General features: G+C 60.8%; 17 protein-coding genes and 1 pseudogene. 8 read left to right on the plus strand and 10 right to left on the minus strand.

The features are described 5' to 3' along the window. Nucleotides 1-4 precede the first annotated feature (4 nt). Nucleotides 5-3,874 (minus strand): type I polyketide synthase, encoded by a 3,870-nt coding sequence (locus E1748_RS22095; RefSeq protein ID WP_133649265.1) that lies wholly within the window; start codon nucleotides 3,872-3,874, stop codon nucleotides 5-7. Nucleotides 3,875-4,004: 130 nt separating this feature from the next. Further along, nucleotides 4,005-5,279, minus strand: a complete 1,275-nt coding sequence (ccrA, locus tag E1748_RS22100) for a crotonyl-CoA carboxylase/reductase (RefSeq protein ID WP_133649266.1) — start codon at nucleotides 5,277-5,279, stop codon at nucleotides 4,005-4,007. A 242-nt stretch (nucleotides 5,280-5,521) separates the two neighbouring features. Between ccrA and E1748_RS22105 the strand changes: the two genes are divergently transcribed. Then, entirely contained in the window at nucleotides 5,522-7,282 is a 1,761-nt protein-coding gene (locus tag E1748_RS22105) for an acyl-CoA dehydrogenase family protein (RefSeq protein WP_133649267.1), read from the plus strand. Nucleotides 7,283-7,401: 119 nt separating this feature from the next. Here E1748_RS22105 and E1748_RS22110 read toward each other — a convergent pair whose 3' ends face one another. From E1748_RS22110 to E1748_RS22120, 3 genes are all read right to left on the minus strand, one after another. Beyond that, nucleotides 7,402-8,448: a beta-ketoacyl-ACP synthase III gene (locus E1748_RS22110; protein ID WP_133649268.1), complete on the minus strand. Its 1,047-nt coding sequence runs from the start codon at nucleotides 8,446-8,448 to the stop codon at nucleotides 7,402-7,404. Between the two features lie 120 nt (nucleotides 8,449-8,568). Further along, on the minus strand, nucleotides 8,569-8,859 hold the full coding sequence (locus E1748_RS22115) for an acyl carrier protein (protein WP_166653607.1): 291 nt from the start codon (nucleotides 8,857-8,859) through the stop codon (nucleotides 8,569-8,571). Nucleotides 8,860-10,015: 1,156 nt separating this feature from the next. Next, nucleotides 10,016-10,273 carry a hypothetical protein gene (locus E1748_RS22120; protein ID WP_133649270.1) on the minus strand — a complete coding sequence of 86 codons (258 nt, stop codon included), beginning with the start codon at nucleotides 10,271-10,273 and terminating at the stop codon, nucleotides 10,016-10,018. A 13-nt stretch (nucleotides 10,274-10,286) separates the two neighbouring features. Here E1748_RS22120 and E1748_RS32155 point away from each other — a divergent pair. The 5 genes and pseudogenes from E1748_RS32155 to E1748_RS22140 form a co-directional block, all read left to right on the plus strand. Continuing rightward, nucleotides 10,287-10,385 (plus strand): annotated as a pseudogene (locus E1748_RS32155) (ESPR domain-containing protein); the annotation flags it as partial. A 252-nt stretch (nucleotides 10,386-10,637) separates the two neighbouring features. Next, the gene (locus E1748_RS22125) at nucleotides 10,638-14,534 is read left to right on the plus strand and encodes a YadA family autotransporter adhesin (RefSeq protein WP_476703867.1); all 3,897 of its coding nucleotides are present in this window, start codon (nucleotides 10,638-10,640) and stop codon (nucleotides 14,532-14,534) included. Between the two features lie 113 nt (nucleotides 14,535-14,647). After that, the gene (locus E1748_RS22130) at nucleotides 14,648-15,445 is read left to right on the plus strand and encodes an OmpA family protein (protein ID WP_133649272.1); all 798 of its coding nucleotides are present in this window, start codon (nucleotides 14,648-14,650) and stop codon (nucleotides 15,443-15,445) included. A 275-nt stretch (nucleotides 15,446-15,720) separates the two neighbouring features. After that, a complete protein-coding gene (locus E1748_RS22135) occupies nucleotides 15,721-16,530 on the plus strand; it encodes a LabA-like NYN domain-containing protein (RefSeq protein ID WP_276324133.1) in 810 nt (269 codons plus the stop codon). 124 nt (nucleotides 16,531-16,654) lie between these two features. Further along, complete coding sequence (locus E1748_RS22140; protein ID WP_133649274.1) at nucleotides 16,655-16,972, plus strand: acyl carrier protein; 318 nt, start codon at nucleotides 16,655-16,657, stop codon at nucleotides 16,970-16,972. Nucleotides 16,973-17,035: 63 nt separating this feature from the next. Here E1748_RS22140 and E1748_RS22145 read toward each other — a convergent pair whose 3' ends face one another. From E1748_RS22145 to E1748_RS22155, 3 genes are all read right to left on the minus strand, one after another. After that, on the minus strand, nucleotides 17,036-17,779 hold the full coding sequence (locus E1748_RS22145) for a response regulator transcription factor (RefSeq protein ID WP_133649275.1): 744 nt from the start codon (nucleotides 17,777-17,779) through the stop codon (nucleotides 17,036-17,038). A gap of 235 nt (nucleotides 17,780-18,014) precedes the next feature. After that, nucleotides 18,015-19,250 carry a phthiocerol/phthiodiolone dimycocerosyl transferase family protein gene (locus E1748_RS22150; protein ID WP_133649276.1) on the minus strand — a complete coding sequence of 412 codons (1,236 nt, stop codon included), beginning with the start codon at nucleotides 19,248-19,250 and terminating at the stop codon, nucleotides 18,015-18,017. A 110-nt stretch (nucleotides 19,251-19,360) separates the two neighbouring features. Further along, complete coding sequence (locus E1748_RS22155; protein ID WP_133649277.1) at nucleotides 19,361-20,698, minus strand: glycosyltransferase; 1,338 nt, start codon at nucleotides 20,696-20,698, stop codon at nucleotides 19,361-19,363. A gap of 277 nt (nucleotides 20,699-20,975) precedes the next feature. On the opposite strand from E1748_RS22155, the gene E1748_RS22160 reads away from it, so the two are divergent. Further along, nucleotides 20,976-22,265, plus strand: a complete 1,290-nt coding sequence (locus tag E1748_RS22160) for a nucleotide disphospho-sugar-binding domain-containing protein (RefSeq protein WP_133649476.1) — start codon at nucleotides 20,976-20,978, stop codon at nucleotides 22,263-22,265. Between the two features lie 72 nt (nucleotides 22,266-22,337). Here E1748_RS22160 and E1748_RS22165 read toward each other — a convergent pair whose 3' ends face one another. Next, entirely contained in the window at nucleotides 22,338-23,300 is a 963-nt protein-coding gene (locus tag E1748_RS22165; RefSeq protein WP_133649278.1) for a DUF7065 domain-containing protein, read from the minus strand. Between the two features lie 295 nt (nucleotides 23,301-23,595). On the opposite strand from E1748_RS22165, the gene E1748_RS22170 reads away from it, so the two are divergent. Next, nucleotides 23,596-24,387, plus strand: coding sequence for a PEP-utilizing enzyme (locus E1748_RS22170; protein ID WP_240766724.1), 792 nt, complete (start codon nucleotides 23,596-23,598; stop codon nucleotides 24,385-24,387). A 107-nt stretch (nucleotides 24,388-24,494) separates the two neighbouring features. On the opposite strand, the gene E1748_RS31825 is transcribed toward E1748_RS22170, so the two are convergent. Then, on the minus strand, nucleotides 24,495-25,046 hold the full coding sequence (locus E1748_RS31825; RefSeq protein WP_240766725.1) for a hypothetical protein: 552 nt from the start codon (nucleotides 25,044-25,046) through the stop codon (nucleotides 24,495-24,497).

The following is a 25,046-nucleotide window of genomic DNA, read 5'->3' on the forward strand; positions in this document are numbered from 1 at the left end:
TTCGTCAGCGGCCGTTCGCTTCGATTCGTTCTTCTACGACAGGGCTGCCGAGGAACGCAGCAAGTCGCTGTACAGAAGCAGCGGAGACAATCGAGTTATGGTCGTCGTCGAAGACACCTACATCGATAGCGCCCGTCGTCAGCTTCTTCAGGTGCGGCACTACATCGTCACTCGAGCGGCCGTTACCGCCGCCTTTTGCTGCCAGCGCATACAGAATCCCGGCGTTGACGGGTGCGAAATCCCGCGACGCAATCGACAGCACGTTCGACGCGTAAAACCGTGCGATACGCGCGAACTCCGCTGGCTTCATCCGTTCGCGCATCTGCTCGAGGCCCAGGTCGCGATCGAGAAGCTTGATGAAGCGTTCATCGCGATGCAGCGCATCGACGTCGGCAAGCGATGGCGCGTCGATGAGCGTGCCTGCGATCGCTTTTAGTCGCAACGCGAAGTCGCCCGTTGGGAGCGGACTGTCGACGATCATCAACGGCGGCACCGGTTGACCCGCCCGTTCCCACTGCGCGGCCATTTCCAGCGCGACCATGCCGCCAAAAGACCATCCGCCAAGCCGATCGGGAACTCGCCCTAACGACCGCTCTAGCGCCTCGCGATAGAGCTGCGCGAGTTCCGCAAGCGGTCGGTGCTTTTGCAGGACGGGTCGATCTGCATCGGGGTGCCTGAGGCCGATTACCGTCGGGTCGCCTGGCCATGCGGCGGCGAGTTCTCCATAGCAAAGAACATCGCCGCCTACCGGGTGGATCAGTACAATCGTTTCGCCCTGTCCTTCGCGCAACACGACGACGGGGGAGTCTTCGGCTAACGGTGTGTTGCCGGATGCGCGGAACGTGCCTACGTCCCCGCTCTTTTGCGTCTGAGCCGGCGTGACACCAGTCGACGCATTACCGAAGAACGCGGCAATTCCCGAAACCGAAACACCCCTCGCAAGCAATGCGACCGGCAATGCGCGTCCGAACGTCTGCTGAAGCCGCACTCTGAGCTCGGTTAGCGCAAGCGAATCGAAGCCGCTGGAAATCAATGGTGCATCGTCGTTAAGCGTGACCGTGTCGCTCGCTACAGAGCTTACGAGTTGTCGAATGGTGTCGACCACGCCTGCTCCAACCGCGGCTTTCTCCGCGCCGGCAGATCCCACATCGGAGTCTCTTGTGCTTGCGTCGAGAGATCGCGGGACGGTTGGCCCTGCGATAGCAACGCCGTCGCGAGCAACCGTTCCAGCCTCATACGGAAGCTCCAGATGAACACGCTCGAACGGATAACCAGGCAGATCGACAGGCTGCAGCGGCTGCGGATAAAGCGCAGCCCAGTTCCGCATCAACCCGGCGCAGTACAACTCTGCGCATGCATGTGCAAAGCCGGACGATTCGGTGCTTTCTTCGTCCGGCGCATCGGCGAGCGACGAAATCGCCTGATCCCACTTCTGCGTCGCCGCGCGCGCAAGATTCGATAACGCTGCGCCCGGCCCGACCTCCAGGAACACACAGTCCTGATCGGTCAGCTGGCTCAGTGCATCGGAAAACAGCACAGGGTTCTCGACGAGATCCAGCCAATGTTCGGTCGTCGCGATCGCTTCGTTCGCCGCCTTTCCGGTGAGCGTCGAGATCAACGGGATTTTTGGCGACTGGAAACGCAGCTTCGACAGCGCTTCGGCGAATCCGGCTCGCATCGGCGCGAGCATCGGCGAATGCCCTGGCGTGTCGTAAGTGCTGAGTAGCGACGCGCGTCTGCCCATTCCCGTCATCGTGGTGAGCACGGTTTCGACCGCAGAGGCCGTCCCGCTGACGACCGTCTGCTCCGGCCCATTGATCCCCGCGATAAAGAGGTCATCGCCGAAATCGAAGAGACGCCTGAGCTCTGCCACACTCGCTGCAACCGCGAGCATCGCGCCCGGCGGCGTAGCGGTATCGAACAGACGACCGCGCGCTTCAACCGCTTTCAGACCATCCTCAAGCGACATCACACCAGCGATCGTCGCAGCGACATGCTCGCCGAGCGAATGACCGATCACGACGTCCGGCGTATGCCCCAACTCGATCCACGTTCGTGCAAGCGAATGCAGAACCACGAAATGCGCGAGCTGCCCCTGCCGATGCCGGACCGTCTCCGGATGTTCACCGCGAATCGCGGCGAACACATCGGCGGCGAGTGCCGGATCGAGATGAGCAAGACATTCGTCGACAAACTGATGAAAGAACGCATTCTGGTTGTACAGTTGCGCGCCGACGCCCGGCTTCCAGGATCCCTGTCCAGGGAACAGAAAAACCAGCCGACGAGATGGTGTGACCTCGGACGTATGCCACGTACCCGTCGGGTTCGCGGCGAGAAAATCATCCAGAGCCTGCACCAGCTGCTCTTTTGCGTTGCCCACTACCGCGACACGATGAGTCCAGTGATCTCGCCGGACGCTTGCCGTGTAGCAGACATCGCGCAACGCGGTTTCGGTGTCGCTCAGCACGTTGCGATATTCCTTCGCCAGACGGACACAACCGTCGCGTGTTTTAGCCGACAGCGTCAGAACATGCGGACCCGCACCCGCATCAGCGACGGGTTCTCTCGACGGCGCTCTTGCGAGCAACACATGCACATTGGTACCGCTGATACCAAACCCGCTGACGCCGACCAAAGAGTCATCGTCCGGCAGCGCTTCGCTTTCGCGCGGCACGCGAATCTGGCTGCCCTCCCAGCGAAAACGCGGAGTCGGTTCCAGAAAATTGGCCTGCGCCGGAATACGGCGCTTCTGCAGAACCAGCATCGCCTTGATCAATCCCGCGATGCTCGCCCCCGCTTCCAGATGCCCGATCTGCGCCTTGACCGAACCGACCAGCAGCGCATTGTTTCGCTGAACATCCTTCGCGTAGACGTTGCGCAACGCCCCCAGCTCGATCGGGTCGCCTAGCTGCGTTCCGGTGCCGTGTGCTTCGACGTAGGCAACCGACTCGGGCTTCGCGTTGGCTCTCTGCAGCGCGGTGCGAATCACGCTTTCCTGCGCCACACCGTTCGGTGCGGTCAGCCCATTGCTCGGCCCGTCGTTGTTGATTGCGGAGCCGGCCAGCACCGCGTCGATGCGGTCATCGTCGCGAAGCGCATCGTCGATACGCTTCATCACGATCACGCCGCCGCCCTCGCCTCGCATGTAGCCGTCGGCTTTTGCATCGAACGGTCGGCACGTCTCCGAATGCGACATCGCCTGCAAGCGTGCGCCCGCGATCGTCTCTTCGGGCGAGAGAATCAGGTTGATGCCGCCGGCGATCGCAATGTCGCAGTCGCCTGCGCGCAGACTCTGCGCAGCGAGATGTACCGCAGTAAGCGACGTGGAGCATGCTGTATCGACAAACACCGCAGGCCCGTGCACGCCCAGGAAGTATGCGATCCGGCCGGCGAGAACGGGCCGGCTTGTACCTAGCCTCGCGTACGTGGTGAGCCGGGTCATGTCGCCGGACCACATCGTGCGGCGTCCATAATCGACTTCACCGCTACCGAGGAACACGCCGATGCTGCGTCCCCGCACCGCGCCGGGTGCAATGCCTGCGCTCTCGAGCGCCTGCCAGCACAATTCGAGCATCCAGCGCTGCTGCGGATCCATCGACATCGCCTCGGCACGCGAGATCCTGAAGAAGCTGTGATCGAACTCGAACGCGCCATTCACATAGCCGCCGCCGCGCGCGTAGGTTGTACCCGGCACGCTGCCGTCTTCGTTGAAGTATGGCTCGATGTCGAAGCGGTCAACGGGCGTGTCGCGGATCACCGAACGCCCCGAATCCAGCAGCGCCCAATAGGATTCGTGCGACGTCGCATCGCCGGGAAAACGATAGGCGCACCCTGTTATCGCAATGCGCGAATCGGACTTCGTAGCCGCTTGCATACGCTCTCCGCGTGAACCGATGAGCACGCACCTGCATCAATGGATTACGCGCGTGTTCGATGAAAGTGAGGCGGCCTGGGCGATTCTGCACAACCCTCGCGCAATCGGCTAAAGCCATTGACGGACCGCGCTAAGGCTTGCCGATACTCGCGCCTTCATCAGCCCGCCGCGCGTTGACGAGTACCGCCATGTTGCCGGGCGCATGTTCGTTGCGGCGCATCTTCTGATGGGCTTGCGGCAGTTCGTTCCATGCAAAAACTTCCGACAGGCACGGGTCGATCTTCCCGCTGATCACCAGGCGGTTCGCCTCCGCCGCCTGTTTCAGATTGGCAAAGTGACTGCCCTGAATGCGCTTCTGACGCATCCATACATACCGGGCATCACAGGTGAGGTCATAGCCGGTCGTCGCCGCGCAAAAGACCACCATGCCGCCGCGTTTGACGACGAAACATGAAACGGGAAACGTGTTGCGTCCGGGGTGTTCGAACACCATGTCCACGTCGCGCTTCTCGCCGCAGGCCTGCCAGATTGCCTTGCCGAAAGCGCGAACGTTGTCCATGTAGCGCGCGTAATCGGGTGCTTCCATCGACGGAGGCGACCCCCAGCAGTCGAACTTCGCACGATTGATCACGCCCGCTGCGCCAAGGTTCTTCACGTACTGCGCTTTCGTGTCGTCGGAGACCACGGCGATCGGCTTTGCGCCCACCAGCGCAGCCAGCTGGATGGCCATCGTGCCGAGTCCGCCTGCGCCGCCCCAGATGAGCACCGATTGCCCGGGGCCGAGCACATGCGGGTGATGTCCGAACAGCATCCGGTATGCGGTAGCCAGCGTGAGCGTGTAGCACGCGCTGGCGGCCCACGTCAGATGTCGAGGTCTGGGTAGCAGCTGTGTCGCCTGAACGCGTGTGAACTGCGCGAACGATCCATACGACGTTTCGTACCCCCAGATGCGCTGCGAAGCGGACAGCATCGGATCGCCGCCGTTGCACTCTTCGTCGTCGCCATCCACCTGGGAGCAATGCGCGACCACCTCGTCGCCGACTTTCCAGCGTCGCACGTTCTTGCCGACGGCCCACACGATTCCGGACGCGTCCGATCCGGCGATGTGAAACGCCTCTTTAGTCACGTCGAGTACCGACACCGGTTGACCCACCGCAGCCCACACGCCGTTGTAGTTAACCCCCGCCGCTTTCACGAGCACGAGCACGTCGTCGTCGCCGGGCTTTGGCACGTCGACGACTTCGCGTACGAACGCGTTGAGCGGTTCGCCATGACGCTCGCGTCTGATCGTCCATGCGTGCATTCGCTGAGGCACCACGCCTAACGGAATCTCTGCATCGACGGCAAAGATCTCCGGAATTTCGCACGCGACTTCAATCGCGTCGTCCACAAGTGGGTCAGCCATGCGCGCTCCAATCAGACGTTGCCATGCGAACTGCGGCGTGCGAACTATCCGCACTTGACGCAGATGAAGTGCGGCCAGAATAGAGCGATAGCCTGGGGTCGCAAAGTGAACTTTTATCACCCATCCCACGTAAATATGCATGCTGGAAGAGTTCATCAAAGTTCAAGTTCGCGTGAATGGCGATATGCAAACATGAGCGATTTCCGTAGCTCCATTGCCAATCATTTGAAGGGAGTTTCATCATGCTGCACAAGCTGATTTACGGGCAGGACACGAACCCTTCACACGATCTCGCCACACTGCTCAAGCAGCCTCCCTTCGATGCACAACACGACGAACCGGATCGCTATGCGATGCAACGCCGCATCTACGATCAGTTCTATCTATTGAACCAGCGGGTAGGCGGCGGCTCCTCGTTACTGCAGGATCGCAAGCGGTTATTCGATACGCTCGCTTTTGCAGCGACCGTCAGCCCGCCGCTGTTCAATGTCGCGCAGGCGCACTACGGTGTCTGTCTGTCGACGATCAAGACGTTGGGCAAACCCTCCGCCGAACTCGACAGGATCGTCGCGGACATCGATAGCCTCTCCTCCGTCGCGGCGATCCTGATCACCGAGGTCGGTGTGGCCTGCAGTCACCTCGCAGTCGCGACGCGTGCCGAATACGATCCGTCGACTGACAGCTTCTTCCTCATTACACCGGACGAGAGCGCCTGCAAGCTGATGGCGAACGTGGCACTCGACGGCGTCGCTAAAACGGGCGTCGTCTTCGCGCAGCTATGGTGCGGTGGCGAAAATCACGGGCTCTTTCCGTTTGTCGTGCCGATTCGCGATCGCGAGCGCGTGTTCGACGGTATTCACGTCAAGGCGTTGCCCGGCATGTCGTCGATGGGTCTCGACTACAGCGTCGTGTCGTTTGATCGAGTGCGGGTGCCGCGCACGCACTGGTTGCAGGACACGGCGACGATCACCGCGGATGGGCAGTTCCACGATCCGCTAGGCGATGCCGACAAGCGTCTGGTCCGCTCGCTCGGTGTCAGCGGGAATGCGACCACGGCGACGTCCGTCGGCGTGTCGGCGGCTGCGCGTGCGTGTGTGTGGACCAACCTGCGCTATGCACAGCACAGGAAGACCCGTGCACGTCTCGGCGGGGATCGAAGTCTTCTCGAGTTTCGCAATCAGCAAAGCCTGCTGTTCGGCGCGTTGTCCGAAGCGTTCGTGATCAGCCATTTTGCGCGCCGTCTGCTGGAAGGCCAAACGGGTGGCACGGGCGAATCGATGTCGTCGGGCATGGCCACGGTGCCGTGGGCCGCGGTCAACCGGATGGGCGCATTGACGAAAGCGATCACCGTCGCAGGCGCCGCCGATGTGATCAGAAACTGCCGGCGCGCGAGCGGCGCGCATGGATGTCTCGGCGCGAATCGTTTCGGTAGCTATGAAGACCTGACCGATGCGTACTCGTCCGCCGGCGGCGACAATCAACTGATCCTGCTCGAGATCGGTCGCGACCTCGCATCGTCGCCATCGAAAATTCCGGCCGATGTCGTCGCGCCCGATTCGCTGGGTAGCAGCGACGCGTTGCGTCAGCTGGCTCGATTCGAAGAGCGCCGTCAACACGACCGCTCAACGCATGGACTGACCGTCGACACGACAGGAGAAGAAGCGTCGTTTGCGCTGTGGAATCCTCGCCTGCCCGCGCTGCTCGATCTCGCCAGAACGCACGGTCGCCGGATCGCGATCGAGAGCTTCCTGCAAAACCAGGCCGAAGGCGAAGACGGCCAGGTGGTGAACGCGCTTGCGACAATCTATGCAGTCGAACACTTTGGTGCGTCGCTGGCCTATGAAGCACGCGATCATGCACTGGCTAACGCGTTCGATGTCGTGCATCGCAATCTGGACCGGCTGCTCGACGCGTTCGACCTGTCGACCGATGTGATCAAAGCCCCGATGGCGCAGGACGATTACGTGCATGCGTATGTCGGCGATCTGCATCCTGGTGTATAGCCGGACAAATAGAGCCGCCCGCCATTCGACGATCTTGTGAATCGCGAGGGCGGGCGTTTCGCGGCGGATGGCCGCACTACGTCAAGCCGTTGATGTGAGCCAATCGCCGATCAACCCGGCTACCACCGCAGCAACGCCGATCCCCACGTAAATCCCCCACCCATCGCGGCGAGCATCACCAGATCGCCCTGCTTGATCCGTCCATCGGAAGCCGCCTCGTCCAGCGCAAGCGGGATCGACGCCGCAGACGTGTTGGCGTGGTGTCCCACCGTCAGCACGACTTTCTCTATCGGGATATGCAGTTGCTGTCCGACCGTTTCGACGATGCGTTTGTTGGCCTGATGAGGAACCAGCCAGTCGATGTCGTCGCGCGTCAGGCCGTTGGCGGCAAGCGCCTCGTCGGATGCAGCAGCCAGATTGATGACCGCGTGAAGGAACACCTCGCGTCCCTCGATATGAATCTTGCCCACCGTCCCCGTCGACGACGCGCCGCCGTCGCTGCGAATCTTGTCTTGATGACGGCCATCGGAATGCAGATGGGTGGACAGTATTCCTCGCGCCTGCACGCCTTCGTCGTGTGCCTCGGCCTGCAGGATGACCGCTCCGGCTCCGTCGCCAAACAGGACGCAACTCGCGCGATCCTTCCAGTCGAGAATGCGCGACAACGTCTCCGCGCCGATGACCATCGCGGTCTTTGCCTGACCGAGCTTGATCATGTTGTCCGCGACCGAGAGTGCGAAGACAAATCCCGAGCAGACGGCTTGCACGTCGAAGGCGACGCCGCCCGTCATCTTGAGCGCGGCCTGAACACGCACTGCGGTAGCGGGAAGGGTCTGGTCGGGCGTCGTCGTCGCAACGATCAGCAGATCGAGATCGGCGCCGGTCTTGCCCGCTCGCTCCAGCGCCTTGCGCGCAGCTGCGATCGCGAGGTCCGACGTATTCTCTCCTTCGGCCGCGATCCTTCTCTCGCGAATGCCGGAGCGTTGAACGATCCACTCGTCCGACGTATCGACCGTTTCAGCCAGTTCATCGTTCGTCACGCGACGTTCCGGTAACGCGGAGCCATGGCCGATCACGCACGAACGGAACAGCTTTTGAATCGGGTTGCTCGAAGACGAGCGCCCGCTTTCGGCGCCCGCAGCGTCGAGATGAATTTGATCGGTCATGTCGATTGAGTCCTACGACGAACGCAACACCTCGATCGCCGGAAAGAACTTCCGGCTGGGGAAGTCAGGCATGTCTGGCGATTTCGCCCGCTCGCGGATAACGCAAACGAGCGCTGCCAGTCAGAGGCGCTCTCTCACGTAACTGATGAGCGCGGCGAATGTGGGATGGTTGTACAGCACCGTCTCGTCGATTTCGACGCGGAGTTGATCCTGCAGAAAAAACGTCAGTTCGACCGAATCGAGAGAATCGAAACCCGAGTCCGCGAACGTCGCGTTCGGGTCGGTCGGTTCACCCAGGTTGCGCTCCTTCATCCATCCTTTGATCATGCCCATGATTTCGTCGGCTGTTTTCGACGCGTGACCAGACGGTTGAACAGCATTCGAATCTTGCGTGATGGACTGAGTAGACATGGCGAATTTCCCGATACTGTAGAAGTGCGTGTTCAAGACACACAGTACGTTCCCAAGACGCTGGTATGAGAGCAGATCAAGCGCGCATTGCTCGCGAGAAAACACGCTGACGATCCCGCTTCTGCAACTGCCGAAGACCATCATAGGTTCAACGTGCTTGCGCTGAAAGTGAACGATTGTCACCTTGCGATGAGGGCTCGACTTGCGCGAAATGCGCTGTGAATTCGGCGTGTCGCACTGGTGTTACGACCCTGCGACGCGCGGCTTCCTTGCGTGAACAGCACCGTGTTTTCGGTGACTTTCTGCGTCACCGGGAATCGATGCATGCCTCGTCGCTCCATGTTCAATCATCGCTCCTCTCGCGTCGCGCATCTGATCGACGCACCAAGATCTTCTCTCATGGCGAGTCGCGTCTTCATCCCACGAAAGATCCTCTGTCGGCAAACCGCGCTCAACGCCGGGCTCTGCAGGCCACCTGGTCATTGCTCACTGACAGAGTCATTGCCCTGCGAATAAGCGCTCTTCCCGTTATTCGCCCGAATCACCTTAATTTTTAATTCCACAATTAACAAAAGAGTGACAAATGTTCATTTTTTAATTTTCAACTCCTCTCCTACCATCTGCGATTGAAATGTTCGGTAAGTTTGTCGGGATAAGTTTCAAATGTTGCACCACAACAATAACGAGATAACGAAAATTCTTTGCCGTCAAAGGACGGCGTTATCTCCAGAGAAATAGTCTCACCGCATATTGCTGACGTCTGTTTTCGCGTTCTCGTTGACGCGATGAAAACCATATAGCGCATCAGGCATTTTTATAAAGTCATGGCGGTGTATCGCCCGCCAACGTGATCTATACATTGGGGTTCAGAGATGCCAGATCTCTCGGGACGACCTGTGGTCGTCGGAAATTCGTCCGTCCGCGCCGCGCGCGGACTGCCCGCAACGGCAGCTTGCCGGGGCCGCACAGCCACAGCCGGAGAAGGCACCCTGACCCACATCTGCCCTGCACCAGGCCGGGTCATTTCATTTCGTCCCGGTGCCAATCCGGCTCTCCTGAAAGCAGCGGTCGCTGCCACTCTGCCAGGCGAAAAAAAAGCGAATCCGGTCGCCAGACGATCGGCCTTATCTAAATATCCATCGCTCTGGATAACGCGTCAGGCGACATTACCATCCCCGGTTAATTCATAGACGCTGGTTTCATTCAATCGTTTGAATGAAACAGGACTCTTATTTTCAAATAAAACTATGCCGCCGGATCCAGGACGGCCAATCGAGACGAAATAACAAAGATTCATCTCATTACAAAACCACACACTGCAACCAGAAATAAATACGCGTCCGCTTTCAGAAATTTTTTCAGACAGATGAAGAAGCACTACCGAGCAGGCTGAGGAAAAAGCCCGTTCTTTCATAGGGAGTTCTCAAATGAACAGAGTACACAAAGTCATATGGAGCAAGGCGCGCGGCGCGTTTGTCGCGGCATCGGAACTCGGCAAGTCGCACGGCAAGGGCAAGTCCGGCTCGTCGGGCGCCGTATGCGACGGCAGAACAACAGAACAGGACGCGACGACCTGGCGGCAACAAAGAATCCGCGTTCTCCTCGGCTTTGCGATTCCCGTTTGTCTCGGTCTGTCCGGCCAGATCGCTCATGCGCAGTATGCCGCCGGTAACGGCAGTGCTACAGGGACAGGGGATGTCGCGATCTCGGGCCCCGGCGGTGCGGCTGCAAGTGCAAGCGGCGGATTGGGTGTCGCGGTCGGCGGCGGTGCGACGACGTTGGGCCTCAACGGGGTAGCTGTTGGCACGAACGCCAAAGCAACCGATCCCGGAGGCATTGCGATCGGAACAAACTCACTCACAGGTAACGGGAATTCCGTGGCGGTAGGTGTGAACACGACTGCTACAGGCGTGGTAAGCGCGGCTTTCGGCCCTGCAGCGGTCGCGTCAGGCAATCAGTCACTGGCGGTCGGCGGCAACTCTAACGCGCTTGGCGTGGGTTCAGCTGCATTTGGGCAACACGCTACGGCATCCGCCAACAGTTCTACAGCTCTAGGGGGCGCCTCCACAGCGAGTGGGAATGGCGCAACTGCAGTTGGGGAAGGCGCTATATCAACTAGCGCCAACTCCAGCGCGATTGGAGCCGCAGCGAACGCGCTCGCGGAGAACGCGAGTGCGTTAGGCGATTTCTCTACGGCATCAGGCGTCGGCGCCACAGCAGTCGGCGCAGGAGCCAGAGCCAGCGCCGATAGCTCTCTTGCAAGCGGTTTGAACGCGGCTGCTACAGGTACGTCAGCGGTTGCCATCGGCAATGCATCCATCTCCTCGGGCACATCGGCCACCGCACTCGGCAACGGAGCGACAGCCTCGGGTACTCAGTCCGTGGCGTTAGGCGTCAACGCAAAATCCGCGTCGACAACGGGCACCGCCCTCGGGAATCAGGCGGTCGTCGCCGCGGCTGCCGCCGGCGGCACGGCACTCGGCAGCGGTGCATCGTCCGGCGGTCCTTCAGCGACTGCGGTCGGTACCAACGCGGGCTCCACGGGCACAGCTTCCATTGCCATCGGCGCGGGCGGTGGGACGGCCGGCGTACCCGGATCGGGCACGCAGGCGAGTAACACCGAGGCAATCGCAGTGGGTTTTGGCAGTACAGCCAGTGGCTTTTCGTCGGTTGTCTTCGGACCGAATTCCATCGCATCCGGTACGAGCGCGATAGCGATCGGCAATAGCGCTGCATCGTCCGCGCTGTTTAGCATCGCCATCGGCGATCTGGCCACGGCTTCCGCGACGTCATCGGTCGCACTGGGGCCAGGCGCTACCGCTGTCGGTAATAACGCGATCGCCATTGGTCTCAATTCCAATGCGTCCGATACTTCCGCGACAGCTGTGGGCGGCGGCAGTGCCGCAGCAAACAATGGATCGGCCTTCGGCGTCAACGCGGCTGCCAGCGGTGTTCAAGGCACCGCATTGGGCGCCAGTGCAAAGGCCAGCGGCACCAACTCAACGGCCGTCGGCAACGGATCGCAGGCGCTGGCCGCATCGACCGTCGCATTTGGCGACACCAGCACCGTGGCCGCGGCCGCAGGCACAGGTTCGATCGCAGGCGGACACAATTCGCAGGTGACGAGCGGCACCGGCGCAGTGGCGATCGGCGAAGGGCAGACGGCAAGCGGCAATGGCGCAGTGGCGATCGGTGACCCGAACTCGGCCATCGGCACCGGCGCAGTGACGATGGGCGCAAACAATACTGCGAACGGCAACGGCGCCATCGCGCTGGGCAACACGAACGTCGCGACGGGACAGGGTTCGGTCGCGCTCGGCAACGCATCACAGGCCAACGTCGCGGGCGCGATCGCGATTGGCGACACGGCTAATGTCGCGGCGGCTGCGACAGGGGGCGTCGCGCTAGGCTCGGGCGCGACGACCAGCGTCGCAAACAGCGTTGCACTCGGCGAGAATTCAAGGACGACCGCCGCGACGCCGACCGCCAGCGCGGTAATCGGCGGCGTCACCTATAACTTCGCAGGCGCGACGCCTACCGGCGTGGTGAGCGTCGGCGCAGCAGGTTCCGATCGGCAGATCCAGAACGTCGCCGCAGGTCAGTTGACCAACACCAGCACGGATGCCGTGAACGGCTCGCAGCTCTTTGCGACCAACCAGCAGGTCACGGCAAACACGACCTCCATCTCGAACATCAACAACGGCGCAGGCATCAAATACTTCCACGCGAATTCGACGGACCCCGACAGTCAGGCCGTGGGTGCCAACAGCGTCGCGATCGGGCCGAATGCGGTGGCCAACAACGCGGGAGACGTCGCACTGGGTAGCGGCTCGACGACCTCGGCCGTCACGCCGACCGCCGGCGCGACAATCGGTGGCGTCGCCTATACGTTCGCTGGCGCCGCCCCGACCAGCGCGGTGAGCGTGGGCAGCGCCGGTGCCGAGCGGCAGATCCAGAACGTCGCGGCCGGTCAGTTGACCAACACCAGCACGGACGCCGTGAACGGCTCGCAGCTGTTCGCGACCAACCAGCAGGTCACGGCAAACACGACCGCGATCACGAACCTCAGCAACGGCGGCGGGATCAAGTACTTCCACGCGGACTCGACGCTCGCGGACAGTCAGGCAACCGGTACGGACAGCATCGCCGTCGGTCCGCAGGCGGTCGCCAGTGCAACCGACAGCTTCGCGGCAGGCACCGGCTCGCAGGCGACGATCGCGAATGCCACCGCACTCGGCGCGCAGACGACAGCATCGATCGCGGGCTCGGTCGCGATCGGCTCGGGCTCAGTCTCTGACCGCGCGATCGCAGCGGGTACCGGCACCATTCCTGCCGGCACGCATACGGTTCCGTTCAACACGTCCGACGCGACGCTGCTCGGCGCCGTTTCGTTCGGCAGCGCGACGGGCAACACATACCGGCAACTCATCAACGTCGCGGACGGTACGAGCGCGCACGATGCAGTCACGGTCCGACAACTGACCGGCGCACTGCAATCGTTCTCCGTCACGCCCACGCTGTACTTCCACGCCAACTCGACCGCAGCCGATTCGCTCGCAGTGGGCGCGGAGTCGATCGCAGTGGGCCCGACGACGGTCGTCAACGGCGATAACGGTGTGGGCATCGGCAACGGTGCGATCGTTCAGCAGACGGCACCCGGCGGCGTCGCGATCGGTCAGGCCGCGAACTCCGGACAGGCCGACGCGATCGCACTGGGTAGCGGCGCGAATGCGACCGGTCCTCAATCGATCGCTCAGGGCGCTAACTCGGTCGCCAGCACGGCGGGCGGCATCGCGGTGGGCTCGGGTGCAAACAGCAGCGCAGCCGATGCGATCGCTTTAGGCTCCGGCGCGAGCGCGAGCTTCGCGAACAGCATCGCGATCGGCGCGGGGTCGGTCACGACGGTTGGCGCGCAGTCGAACTACATCGCGTACGGACTGAGCAGTCCGCAATCGTCGGTGGGTGAAGTCAACATCGGGAATCGCAAGATCACCGGTGTCTCCGCAGGGTCTGCCGGCACCGATGCGGTCAACGTGAGCCAGCTCGAGGCGGTCAACCAGAACCTGACCACGCTGATCCAGAACATCAGCAACACCGGCGGCACCGGCGGCTTCCCGTCGACGCCCGGCACCACGACACCGCCCTCTTCGACCGGCTCGAACTCGTCGGCAGGCGGTAACGGGGCGGTGGCTTCCGGTTCGAACAGCACGGCGGTGGGCAACAACTCGACTGCGTCCGGCAACAACTCGGTCGCGCTCGGCGCAGGCAGCAACGACGGCGGACGCAACAACGTCGTGTCGATCGGTACCGCCGATTCGCCGCGGCAACTCACGAACGTCGCAGCAGGGACCGCACCGACCGACGGCGTCAACGTCCAGCAGTTGAACGCAGCGGTCGGCAACGCGAACGCCTATACCGACGCGAAGATCGACGGCCTGCGTCGCGACGCGGATGCGGGGACCGCGAGCGCGATGGCCGTCGCCGGCCTGCCCCAACCTTCGGGTCCGGGCAAGAGCATGGTGGCGATCGCGGCCAGCGTGTATCGAAGCCAGTCGGGACAGGCGATCGGCATCTCGACGATCTCGGACAACAATCACTGGATCTATAAGGCTGCCGTCACCACCAACACGCGTAACGATTACGGCGCCGTGATCGGGGCGGGCTATCAGTGGTGATGGTGACAGGGCAAGGCAGGAAACATGAACCCGCGCTGCTGCGCACGACCTGTCGAGCGTCGTCGCAGCACGTGTCGGGGGCGCCGCTCCTTATACGATAAGAGATACTGATCATGAAAACTCAATGGATACTCGCGCTGTCTATCAGCTTGCTGTCACTGGCTTCCCTTCAGGGCTGCGCGACCACCGACGGTCCGCCGAAATTTCCGGATCCGCAATCCGCCAGCCCGAAGACCGGTACGTTCGTGAACGTGGACAATCTGCGTAACGTCGGGCCCGGTTTGAACAAGGACCAGATGTTCGATCTGCTCGGGCCGCCTCACTTCAACGAGTGGTTTGTCGGCGGTCATGTGTGGAACTACCTGTTCGACTTCCGTCGCGGCAATGAGGTGGTCACCTGCCAGTATCAGGTGCAGTACGACCAGCACATGAAGGTGAGCCACACCTACTGGCGCGATCCCGCGTGCGAGGATTTCGTGCGGGCTAAAGCAGCAGCACCCGTCGCCGCAGCGGAAGCGCCGGTCGCGACCATCGAACAGTTCGATCTGCAAAGCGATGCGCTGTTCGCGTTCGGCAAGTCGAACCTCGATTCGATGCTGCCGGCCGGCCGCGCGCAACTCGACGAGGCCATCGCGCGGATCAAGAGCCATAAGGAAGTGACGCGGATTCTCGTCGTCGGGCATACGGACCGCATCGGCTCCGACAAGATCAACCAGCCGCTGTCGCGAGCACGGGCGCAAACGGTTCGCGGTTATCTGATCTCGCATGGACTGAGCGGCAGCGTCATTCAGGCGGAAGGCGTGGGATCGAGCGAGCCGGTCACGCATTGCCCGGCAGGCGAAAGCCGTGAGGTGATTGCGTGTCTGCAACCCGACCGCCGCGTCACGATCGCAGTCAGCGGACGTAACTGAAGAGCGACGAAAGCGGTCGCATCGGCCATGCTTCATCCGCATGGCCGATGCGACCCATCAAGCCGACAGGTGAACCGGGTATTGCGTACGTATCGCGTACGTCCGGTTGGCAGATCACGCATTGCTCTTCCATGACGTTCCCGCCTCCGGCATGTCATGCAACAGGTAGCACGCCTGCAAATCTATATCCCCCTATAGCTTTGACGAGCAGCGAAGTCTGACGGGACGTGATCCCGTCACCTGATCGACGCCCACCAGAAATCTGGATGACGATGATGAGAAGGGTCGGGGTATACGTAGATGGAAGCAGTATGGACGTGAACGGCGGCCACATGATGCGGTACGAGGTGTTGCGTGCGCTCGCGGGTCGCGCGGGTGCCACGATCCAGCGGTTACACGCTTATCTGACCTTCGACGAACGTCGAGCAGCTCGCTCCGTCGACTACGAAGCACGGATCAAAGGCTATCAGGCAGCGCTACGGGACAAAGGTTTTCGCGTCACGGTCAAGCCGCTCAAACACTACGCGGATGCAGACGGGGCCGAGACGGTCAAATCGAATTCGGACCTCGGCATGGCCGTCGATGCGTTGTCGGAATCGGATCGGCTGGACACGGTGGTCCTCGCCACCGGCGACGGCGATTTTGTCGACGTCGTGCGCGCGTTGCAGAAAAAAGGCTGCCGGGTCGAGGTGCTGGGTTTCGACAACGTCTCCGTCGAACTGCGCGATACCGCCGATCAATTCATCAGTGGCTATCTGATTCCCGGGCTACTTCCGGTTCGCGATTCGGTGCCCGGCTTGCCGGCGTGGGGACAAGTCGGCTCGCGCGTGCGTGGCGTGTGCAACCGGTTCGAGCCGGACGACGGATATGGCTTCATCGCGTTCTGGTCTTCGTTGCCCGACACGCCGCTACTCGCGGCAGCTGAGACCAGTCCCGCGTACTTCCGAAGCAGCAGTCTTCAGGATCAGTCCATATTGTCCCGGCTGCCGTCGAGAAACACCGTTCTCGAGTTCGAGCTTGCATTGCCGGCGAAACAGAACGGCGCACCCGAGGCGCGCAGGATTCAGGTTGTTTCCGCAGCCTAGCTGGGGCTTTGCTTCGTGATAATCGTTCAATTTCGCTCAAGCGATGGCTTGCTAGTATCCCCTTAAGCCGGCCACGCAACTCTCTTCAGGCGGCTCTATATCTTGCGAGTAAAGGAGACTGACGATGGTCGTGAGCGCAGGTTTTCAAAGCGACAGTCCGCAGGCTGTGTCGATACCTGTCCGCGACTTGCCGCGTGTTCGCGCCGACGTCGCAAACGAAGTGCTCGCGCACATCAGGGCCTGGATGCAGGCGCGAAATCTCTCTCTGCCCACTGATCTCGATCGCACGTTCGTCGAAGCCGGTTTCGATTCGCTACATGCGGTCGAGCTAGGTCTCTTTCTGGAAAGGAAGCTCGGCAAGCCAATCGACGAAGCATCGCTGTATGACCTCCCGACGTTCGCGTCGTTGATCGCGTATCTGGTCGATCGGGCCGAAGAATAGAAACCTTTGCTGCTCCGATGAACGGGGCTTTGTTCACCAGAGCATGTCGGCTTTCCAGTGCGGTCACGCAGCGTCTAAGGGTGTGTCCAGCGATGCGCTATAGCAGGCAGCGCCAGTCAAGGTTTTCGTTTGATCCAGGCGATACCCCAGCGTATAGATTGCCGAGAGCCGCAAGCCGTTCTCAATGCCGAATTTGAGCTTCTGCCGGATTCTGTAGATATGGGTGTTCAGCGAGCGCGAATCTTCGCCTAGCTCCCTTCCCCACGCGGTCGTTGCGAGCAGTTCGCGGGACATGATCTTGCCGAGGTTGTGGAACAGGCAAGTCACCAGTTGAAATTCCTTGGTCGTCAGCTCGATCTTGCTGCCTCGAAGCCTCACCGTCCGTTCGACGGGATCCAGAACGTACTCACCCAGGCGAATCGGTTCGTCGCGTTTTACGTTCCGTGCGACCCGGCGCAGCAGCGCATTCACTCGCGCGGCAAGTTCCTCCGCGCGAAACGGTTTGATCAGGTAATCGTCGGCGCCCGCTTCGAGCGCCCTCACGACGTCGAGCTCCTGAACGCGGCTCGTCAAAAAGAGCACGCCATATTCGACGTCGGCGCGCGTGCGAATCCAGTTCAGCACTTCGATGCCGGTCAGGGACGGTAAGTGCCAATCGAGCACCACCGCGTCGACGGATTCCGATCTCAGGAACCGTACTGCCCGCTCGCCGTCGTCGACGATCTTTATCGTGTGACTGAAAGGCCTCAGTGCGTTCTGTACTTCCTCGGCCTGAACGGGATCATCCTCCACCACCAATATGCGCATTCCTGCACCTCGAGTACGTGGCCATGTCTATCGTGAGTCAGCGACCGCTGCATGCGCCGAAGACGCGCAGCAAACGTTTGCGACCCTACATCCGCAGCTACCGAAAAAATCATAGAGCAAGGGTAATCAAACCAATTGTGACATTTTATGAATTCATCTGACAAATAATGCAGGTTGGGTAACAACAAAAGGGGCGCAGTCGATAACGATGGAACGTCGGGGGTGCGAGGCTGGGTCAGAAGAAATTGCGGGGCGCGCAGGCTTTTTCGAGCAGCACTTCCGCGTCGTCGAGAAAGGTTGGCAACGGTGTGTGGTTCATCATCGTCAGGTGAATGCGGCCGTCGACCGACGACACCGCGACGGCGAGATACCCCGGAATGGAAGCCCGCACGAGCGGCCCCCACAGTCCGGTCAATCTGAACCTGGCGAATGGCGCTGTGTCACGAACGACACCGACGTTGGTTATCCCAAGATCAGGGGTTTTGCCGGCGCGGGACATCTGCACCAGACCCTTGGCGTCCATTCCGCCCGACAGAAGATCGCTGTATTGCCGGACGCCCTCGCCCGCCGATTCACGCGTGCCTTGCGGGTCCATCCGGCGCAGGATCTCGCGCGCCAGATCCCAGAACGATGGATTCGCGTCCGGATCGAGTGTCGCATTCGTGCTGGTCGCAAAGAAGCCGCACTCGTACCGGCTCCCCCAGCGTCGCCGGAGATCGACGGGATTGCGTAACAGGATCGGCTCGCGACGCCAATGCGCCAGCCGTGATTTGCCCGACATCACGAACGCGCTGCAGAGCGCGCCGTGCACCGTTGTGTTCTCGTCGCGTGCGCGCTGTACAAGCTGTCGGGTGAGCCCGTGCGACAGCCTCTTGCAACGCACGACCGGAGGGCTCGTCTGCGGGTAGGAAACCCCATCGAGCGAGATCTTTTTTTGCGGTGGCACCGCGTCCGGCACCCCCAGCAAATGATTCAGGGATTGCGGGAACGACAAAGCGTCTAGCGGCTCGCCGTTGAGCACCCGCAGCAGATCGTCAAACCAGCACGTCACCGAAATGCCGTCGTATATCACGTGACTGACCGTTACCACGACGACCGAACGGTCCTTGCCTGTTGCGATCACGGCGCGCATCAGAGGTGCCGTAGCGTTGTCGAGCGGCTCAAGCAGTTCGCGAGAGAGCGTTCCGTTTAGCCACTCGTGCGCAACGCCTTCCGCGCTCCATGTTGCATCGCCCGCGTGATGCAGAGGAATCGACGAGCCGTGCACGGTTTCGAAGAATGGCCAGCCGTCCGGCGTCGCGGAAATACGAACGGAAAGCGCCGGGTGACGGCGTTGTACGGAATCAAATGCTGCACGCCAGGCCTGCGGTGTCGGCGTGCCCGCTATTTCCGCCGCATAGACGATGTGATTGCTGACGCTCCGGCATGCCAGCCAGAATACGTGCTCCACTGTGCTTAACGGTCGAAGCATGGCCTCTCTCCGCGGATGAACCTGATGGTCAGGTGTCGGCTACTCGCCGCGACGCTAGCAAGACCTCGGTCATCCTGACTAAAGCCGCGCCGTGGCATGAACGGGTCAACTCAAGCTGTGTCCCGATGCGCGAGGCCCTCTTGCCTTCGCGCCAACTTCCGCTCGACAGCGAGCGATTCCACCACACGAACAATTTCGGCACGCGTATCGATACGCTTGAACGCCTGTGCGATGGCGGCTACCCGCTCGCGATAATGCGTCGCGTCGAGCACCGTTCTGATAGCGACGCGCAGTGCGTCGGGTGTCGGCGAGTTCGTAGCCAGATCGATGCCAACGCCGGACCACGCGACGCGTGCGTTCCCGTCCGCCTTGTCCTCGGTCCGCCCGGCGGTAACCAGAGGAACACCATAGCTCATCGCCTGGTTGACGCTGCCGTAGCCGCCATTGGTGACAAACACATCGGCCTTGCGCAGCAGCCACTCGTAAGGCAGATAGCTGGCGATGCGTACGTTGGCCGGGATGGGACCGGGAACGGCTTCGACCGGCCGGCCACCCGTGCTGACGACCACGAGCAGATCCGGCTCGTCCGCGAGCGCCGCTAGCGCAGGTGCGACCAGCAGGCCGAAGTCATGATTGGCCACCGTGCCTTGCGTGACCAGAACCACTTTGCGGCCGTCATCCAGTTCATCCGCCCAAGGAGGCAGCGGAGCCTGATTTTCTTCGATAGGCAATGCACCGATGAATCTCACCGACGCCGGCAATGTGGTGCGCGGAAATTCGAAATCCGGCACGGTCAACTGCATGAACGCATCGGGCAGTGCGACAACCGCATCGTTGAGATTGATCGACATCGGGCCAACGCCAAGCTCCGCCAGATATCCGTTCAGGCGACCGACAAGCGGCTCGTAGACCACACTGTCGTGTTCCCGCGCGATCTCCGCATACTGTTCGCGCTGCGCCCGGCTTGTCGCGGGCGGCAACCCGACGTAGTGCGGCGCGCCATCCTCCCGCGACCAATGCAGGATCGTCGTGTTGAACATCGCGACAGGTGGCCGCTGCGCACGCGGCCCAAGCAACATAGGCAGGACGCCCAGAAATACATGATCCACGATCACGACATCCGCTTCGAAATCTCGCAAGACCTGCTGTAGCCCAACGTGCTGAGCAATCACGTAATCGATCAGCACGAGTTGCATGCCGAGACGTTGCCTTTCCAGTCCTGGAGGCAATGCTTCGAGGCTGGGCATTTTCGAGTGGGGATCTCCGAATGCGAAATCGGCGTTGACCGGAAGAGGATGAAATGCGGCACCCATACGAACGATGCGATCTTCAAAGGCGCGTCCCGTATGGGCCACCACCTCGTGACCTTCGTCGATCAGGATGCGCGCGATGCCAAGCATCGGATTGGCATGGCCAGCTAAAGGCGTCGCAGCGAGTACGATTTTCATGTGGGCCTGTCTTACGTGATGTCGCGGCAGTCTTGCATGCAGCGTCAAGCGGCACTATGAACATTTCTGAACTCATGCGTGAACTCGCATCGCTAAACATGACAGTAGTAGACACCGTTCATCAAAGTTCAGAATGAAAAAGAATCGCGTATGCGATCTTGATGCTTAAGCCATCGACCCAACAGGAAGCACAAGATCAACCCCGACCTTAGCTGCGAAGACAGTCATGCTGGAAGAACAGCTATCGAGGCGAGCGGCCCGCATCGAGAGAATTCAAATGAAGATCGTCATTGCGGCGAAATCCGAGGCAGGTCATGTCAATCCGGTAATTGCAGTCGCGCGCATTCTGATTGCCGAGGGCCATCAGGTCGCCGCGCTGACCGGCGAGCCCTTTCGCCGGCCGTTCGAAAATAGAGGTGCAATGTTTTATCCGCTTCCGGCCGAGGCTTCCCCGGATGTCGCCGACATCATGTCGAACGATCCGATGCTCAAGAGCCTGCCCGACGGCACGCCGCCGCTCGTGCGGTTTCGCATCGCCGTCGAGCACGCGCTGGTCGACCCGTTTCCGCTTCAGTACGCCGCACTACAGGCGGTGCTACGCGACTTCGATGCCGACGTCATCGTCGGTGAAAGCGGGTTCTTCGGTACGTTGCCGATCCTACTCGGCTCAAGCGAGAAGCGTCACCGCATTGTTCTTTGCGGCACTTATTTCCTCACATGGGAACGGGAAGACGGAGCGCCCTACCTGGGTGGTTTGCAACCCGCGACCACTGAAGCGCAGCGTGTGCAGTACGCGGCTCTCGCACGTGATCACGAGAGGTATTTTGAGCAGCCGCTCGTTAAGAGGGCCAACGAACTATTAGGAACATTGGGTGCCCGCTCGATGCCTCGAGGAATTTTCGACTCTGCGATCGAGCTCGCCGATGCGTATCTTCAGCCGTCCGTTCCGAGCTTCGAATTTCCGCGTGCGTCCGTGCCTTCGTCTGTGCACTTCATCGGCGCGCTGCCCATTACACCCAATCTTCATCCACTGCCGCCCTGGGCGGCGGACCTGAACGGCAAGCGGAAAGTCGTGCATGTCACGCAAGGCACCGTCGCGAATACGGACTTCGGTATGCTGGTCGCACCGACACTGGCAGCGCTCGCCGATGAGCCTGACCTGCTGGTGGTGGTGATTACCGGTGGACGTCCGCTGGATACGATCCCGGGTCCGATTCCTTCTAACGCACGGCTAGCCACTTTCCTGCCGTACGAATGGCTGTTGCCCAAGGTCGATGTGTTCGTCACGAACGGCGGCAACGGTGGCGTCAATCAGGCACTCACGTTCGGCGTTCCGCTCGTCACCGCAGGTCTGAGCGAAGACAAGGCCGATGTGAATGCGCGGGTCGCGTGGTCCGGCGTCGGCATCGATCTTTCGACGGGGCACCCCACGCCCGATGCATTGCGCAACGCCATCCGCACTGTACTAAGCGATCCTGGCTACAGGCTCCAGGCGACACGCAAGGCGAAAGAGTTTGCGGCGATAGATACGCGCGCGGAGATCCTGCGCGCGGTCACAGGAAGTTAAGCGGCGTCACGTGGATACTCCATTGCCCGTAGCCACGCTCTAAAGCTTTTCGAAACCGCCCCTAACACCCGATCATGAGCGAATTCCCTGACCGCCGAATTGATCGAGCGGCCAGTTCTCCTGCCCTTGTCCGTATCCCTCATGGCTTCCGTAAAACCAGCGCATCATCGAAAGAACGGGCATACAACTGCTGTAGCTGATCCACGGATGCTGCGCCACCGGGACGCCGATCAGATGATGTTCGACCCCGTCGATATCGGTCAGCACCTGTTCGTAGCTCAACGGAAAAGCGCCGCGCCGGATCGCCCGCTGACGTCCGGACACGAGACCACGAACCTTGCCGTCGATAAATGCGTAACCATGCGCAAGCTTGAACTGTTGCCAGTCGGCAGCGAATGGCTCGAAGGTCCAGATACTCTGAAACGCAAGCGACCTTGAGAAGCTTGCGTTCACCCAGCCCATCGCGGGCAAGCCTCGCTCGTTTCGCGGCCCCCAGCTATGGTCCATCGTGGACACGCAATCGACGTTATAAACCTGCCCTCGCACTTTAAGCGTGCCGGTGACATGCACGGTCATGTCGAAATGACTTGCGTAAGCGGCGCCGAAACCAGTCGCGTTGACATCTCCTGATGCGAGCGGATCCATCGACCTGTCGTGAATGTCGTACGGCTCCATCAAGCCCCGCACGGTCCAGTGGAGTTCGGTGTCGTCGAGACCCACGTAGTCGACCTGGTAATCGCGCGGCTCGTTCATCGTTCGAACCTTGAGGCCGTTAGGCAGTTCGTAATCCTCCAGCCTTTCCGGCATCGGCAGATGCTGCTGGAAATCGACGTATAGCGCTTCGAGCGACGTCTTCCCAACCGCGTTAATCATCGAGATGTCCGCGACGAACGCCCCTACGCCAGGCCGGGCGATGGTGTACACCCAGGCTGTGATATTCGCTTTCGCTATATAGACCGAGAAAAAATTCGTTTCCGCCCAATCGTATGCAACCTCGATAGGGGTATGAAATTTCACGTCTTCCGGAAGAATCATTTGATATCCATATTGAGTTGTCGAAGGCGTTACCGGTTAAAGCGGCGACCCAGCATAGAGCGCCTGCGAACGCCGACAAAGTGAACATTCCTGAACCGTCGCGCCGTCCTTAACGCTCTATCGCACCTGCATACCCGATGATTTGACTGAACAAGTCACGCATCGATGACAGTTCATAATCGTTCAAACATCTTTTTCCGAGAGCCGTCTAATCTGCGGCGTCCACTATTGTTTCTGATGCGAAGGTCGGAACCGCTTTAAATCCCGACCCCAGCTTTCGAAAAACAATGCAGCGATGGTGGGCCACTATTCGATCGTCCAAGAACTAAAAAATCCGAGGGCAAAGATGAACCGATACACCAACGAGAATTGGTATGGTGGCGCGCCAGCGTCGCTGCTGGTCGAGACCATTCACGGCGCAATCAGGGATCTCGTCCACCGCGAGGTTGCGCAAAGCGGTGGCGACTGGACGTCGTTCGTGTCCGGAGGCGCCGACTCGCTGATTACGAAGCAGGCGCTGGCACGCATCGAAGAACAGGTGCTTGCAACAGGCTATCGCTTTACATCCGCATCGCTGACGTCGCTGCGCGACCGGCCGGATGCCTACAAGGACACGAACGGCTTCGGAACGGAGCTATCGGCCTTCAGTTTCGAACATCACGATGCGATCGTAGGGTCTATCGACGACACCGGTCGCGAGCAGCGCGGCAGCGGCGATAACGTCGTCAGACACGCCGCCGACATCGTTGGGATTGCCCGCTACATCCGTACCAGCGATCAGGTGATCCGGTACATGCAAAGCGGCGTACCGGCCGACACGATCGCCATCATCGACGACAGCGGCTGCACGCTCACCGCACCGATCATCGAACAGTTCAGCGGCATCATTTGCGCGGCCGGCACCGTGCGCTCGCACCTGGGAATCCTCGCGCGCGAATACGGCATCCCGTGTCTGATGAACGCGCGCATCAGCGGGATTCGCGAAGGCGATCGCTTGGCAATCGAGGTCAGTGCAGACGCGCGAACCGCGCAGGACTATCAAAGCGGACAGGATCGCGCCGCCCGCGTCTGGAGGTTTGCGCAATGAATGCCCCGGAAAAGATAGTCCATACGCAAACGGACTCCAGCCTGAGCTATCTTCAGGTGCTGGAAGCCAACAACATCATCCAGAATTGCGGCGACGAAACGCACTGGCTAGCCGTCGCGCGAACGGTGCAACGTTCGTCGCTTTTTCCGCTTTCCGCGTGTAGCGCGCTGGGCGTTCTCAATTCGTTCTATCGGTTTCCGTCGCTGCTTCGCAAGATCGAAACGGCGATGAAGGCAGAGGACATCGCTGACCGCGCGCGCAATCTCGGCATCAAACTTCAAAGCGCGCAGATGGGCTGGCTTTTGCCGGGTCACTATCTGGTCGGCCGCGAATGGCTGCTGGCGATGGGCATGCTCCGGCCGCAGGACGCAGCGGCAGACACCGTCTATCTGCTCGATTTCTGGCGGCGCTTCCAGCTCGCTTACCGTCGCAACGACAACCGGTTGACCAGCCGCGAGTATGGTCGTCGCGCACAGATTCTTCCCGATCGAACGCTCGAGGTATTCGCAGCCGACCTTCACCCGTGCAAACCCGGCGACGCATTGCACGAGGCCATACATCACTTCATGGCGACGGCGTCGCAATACAGTTTCGTCGCAGCATGCGAGAGCCGGATCAACGTGCACAACTCGGGTCCGTACCGGATCGACGATACGCAT

The sequence above is a fragment of the Paraburkholderia flava genome (assembly GCF_004359985.1).
In the GTDB taxonomy this organism is placed as follows: Bacteria; Pseudomonadota; Gammaproteobacteria; order Burkholderiales; family Burkholderiaceae; genus Paraburkholderia; species Paraburkholderia flava.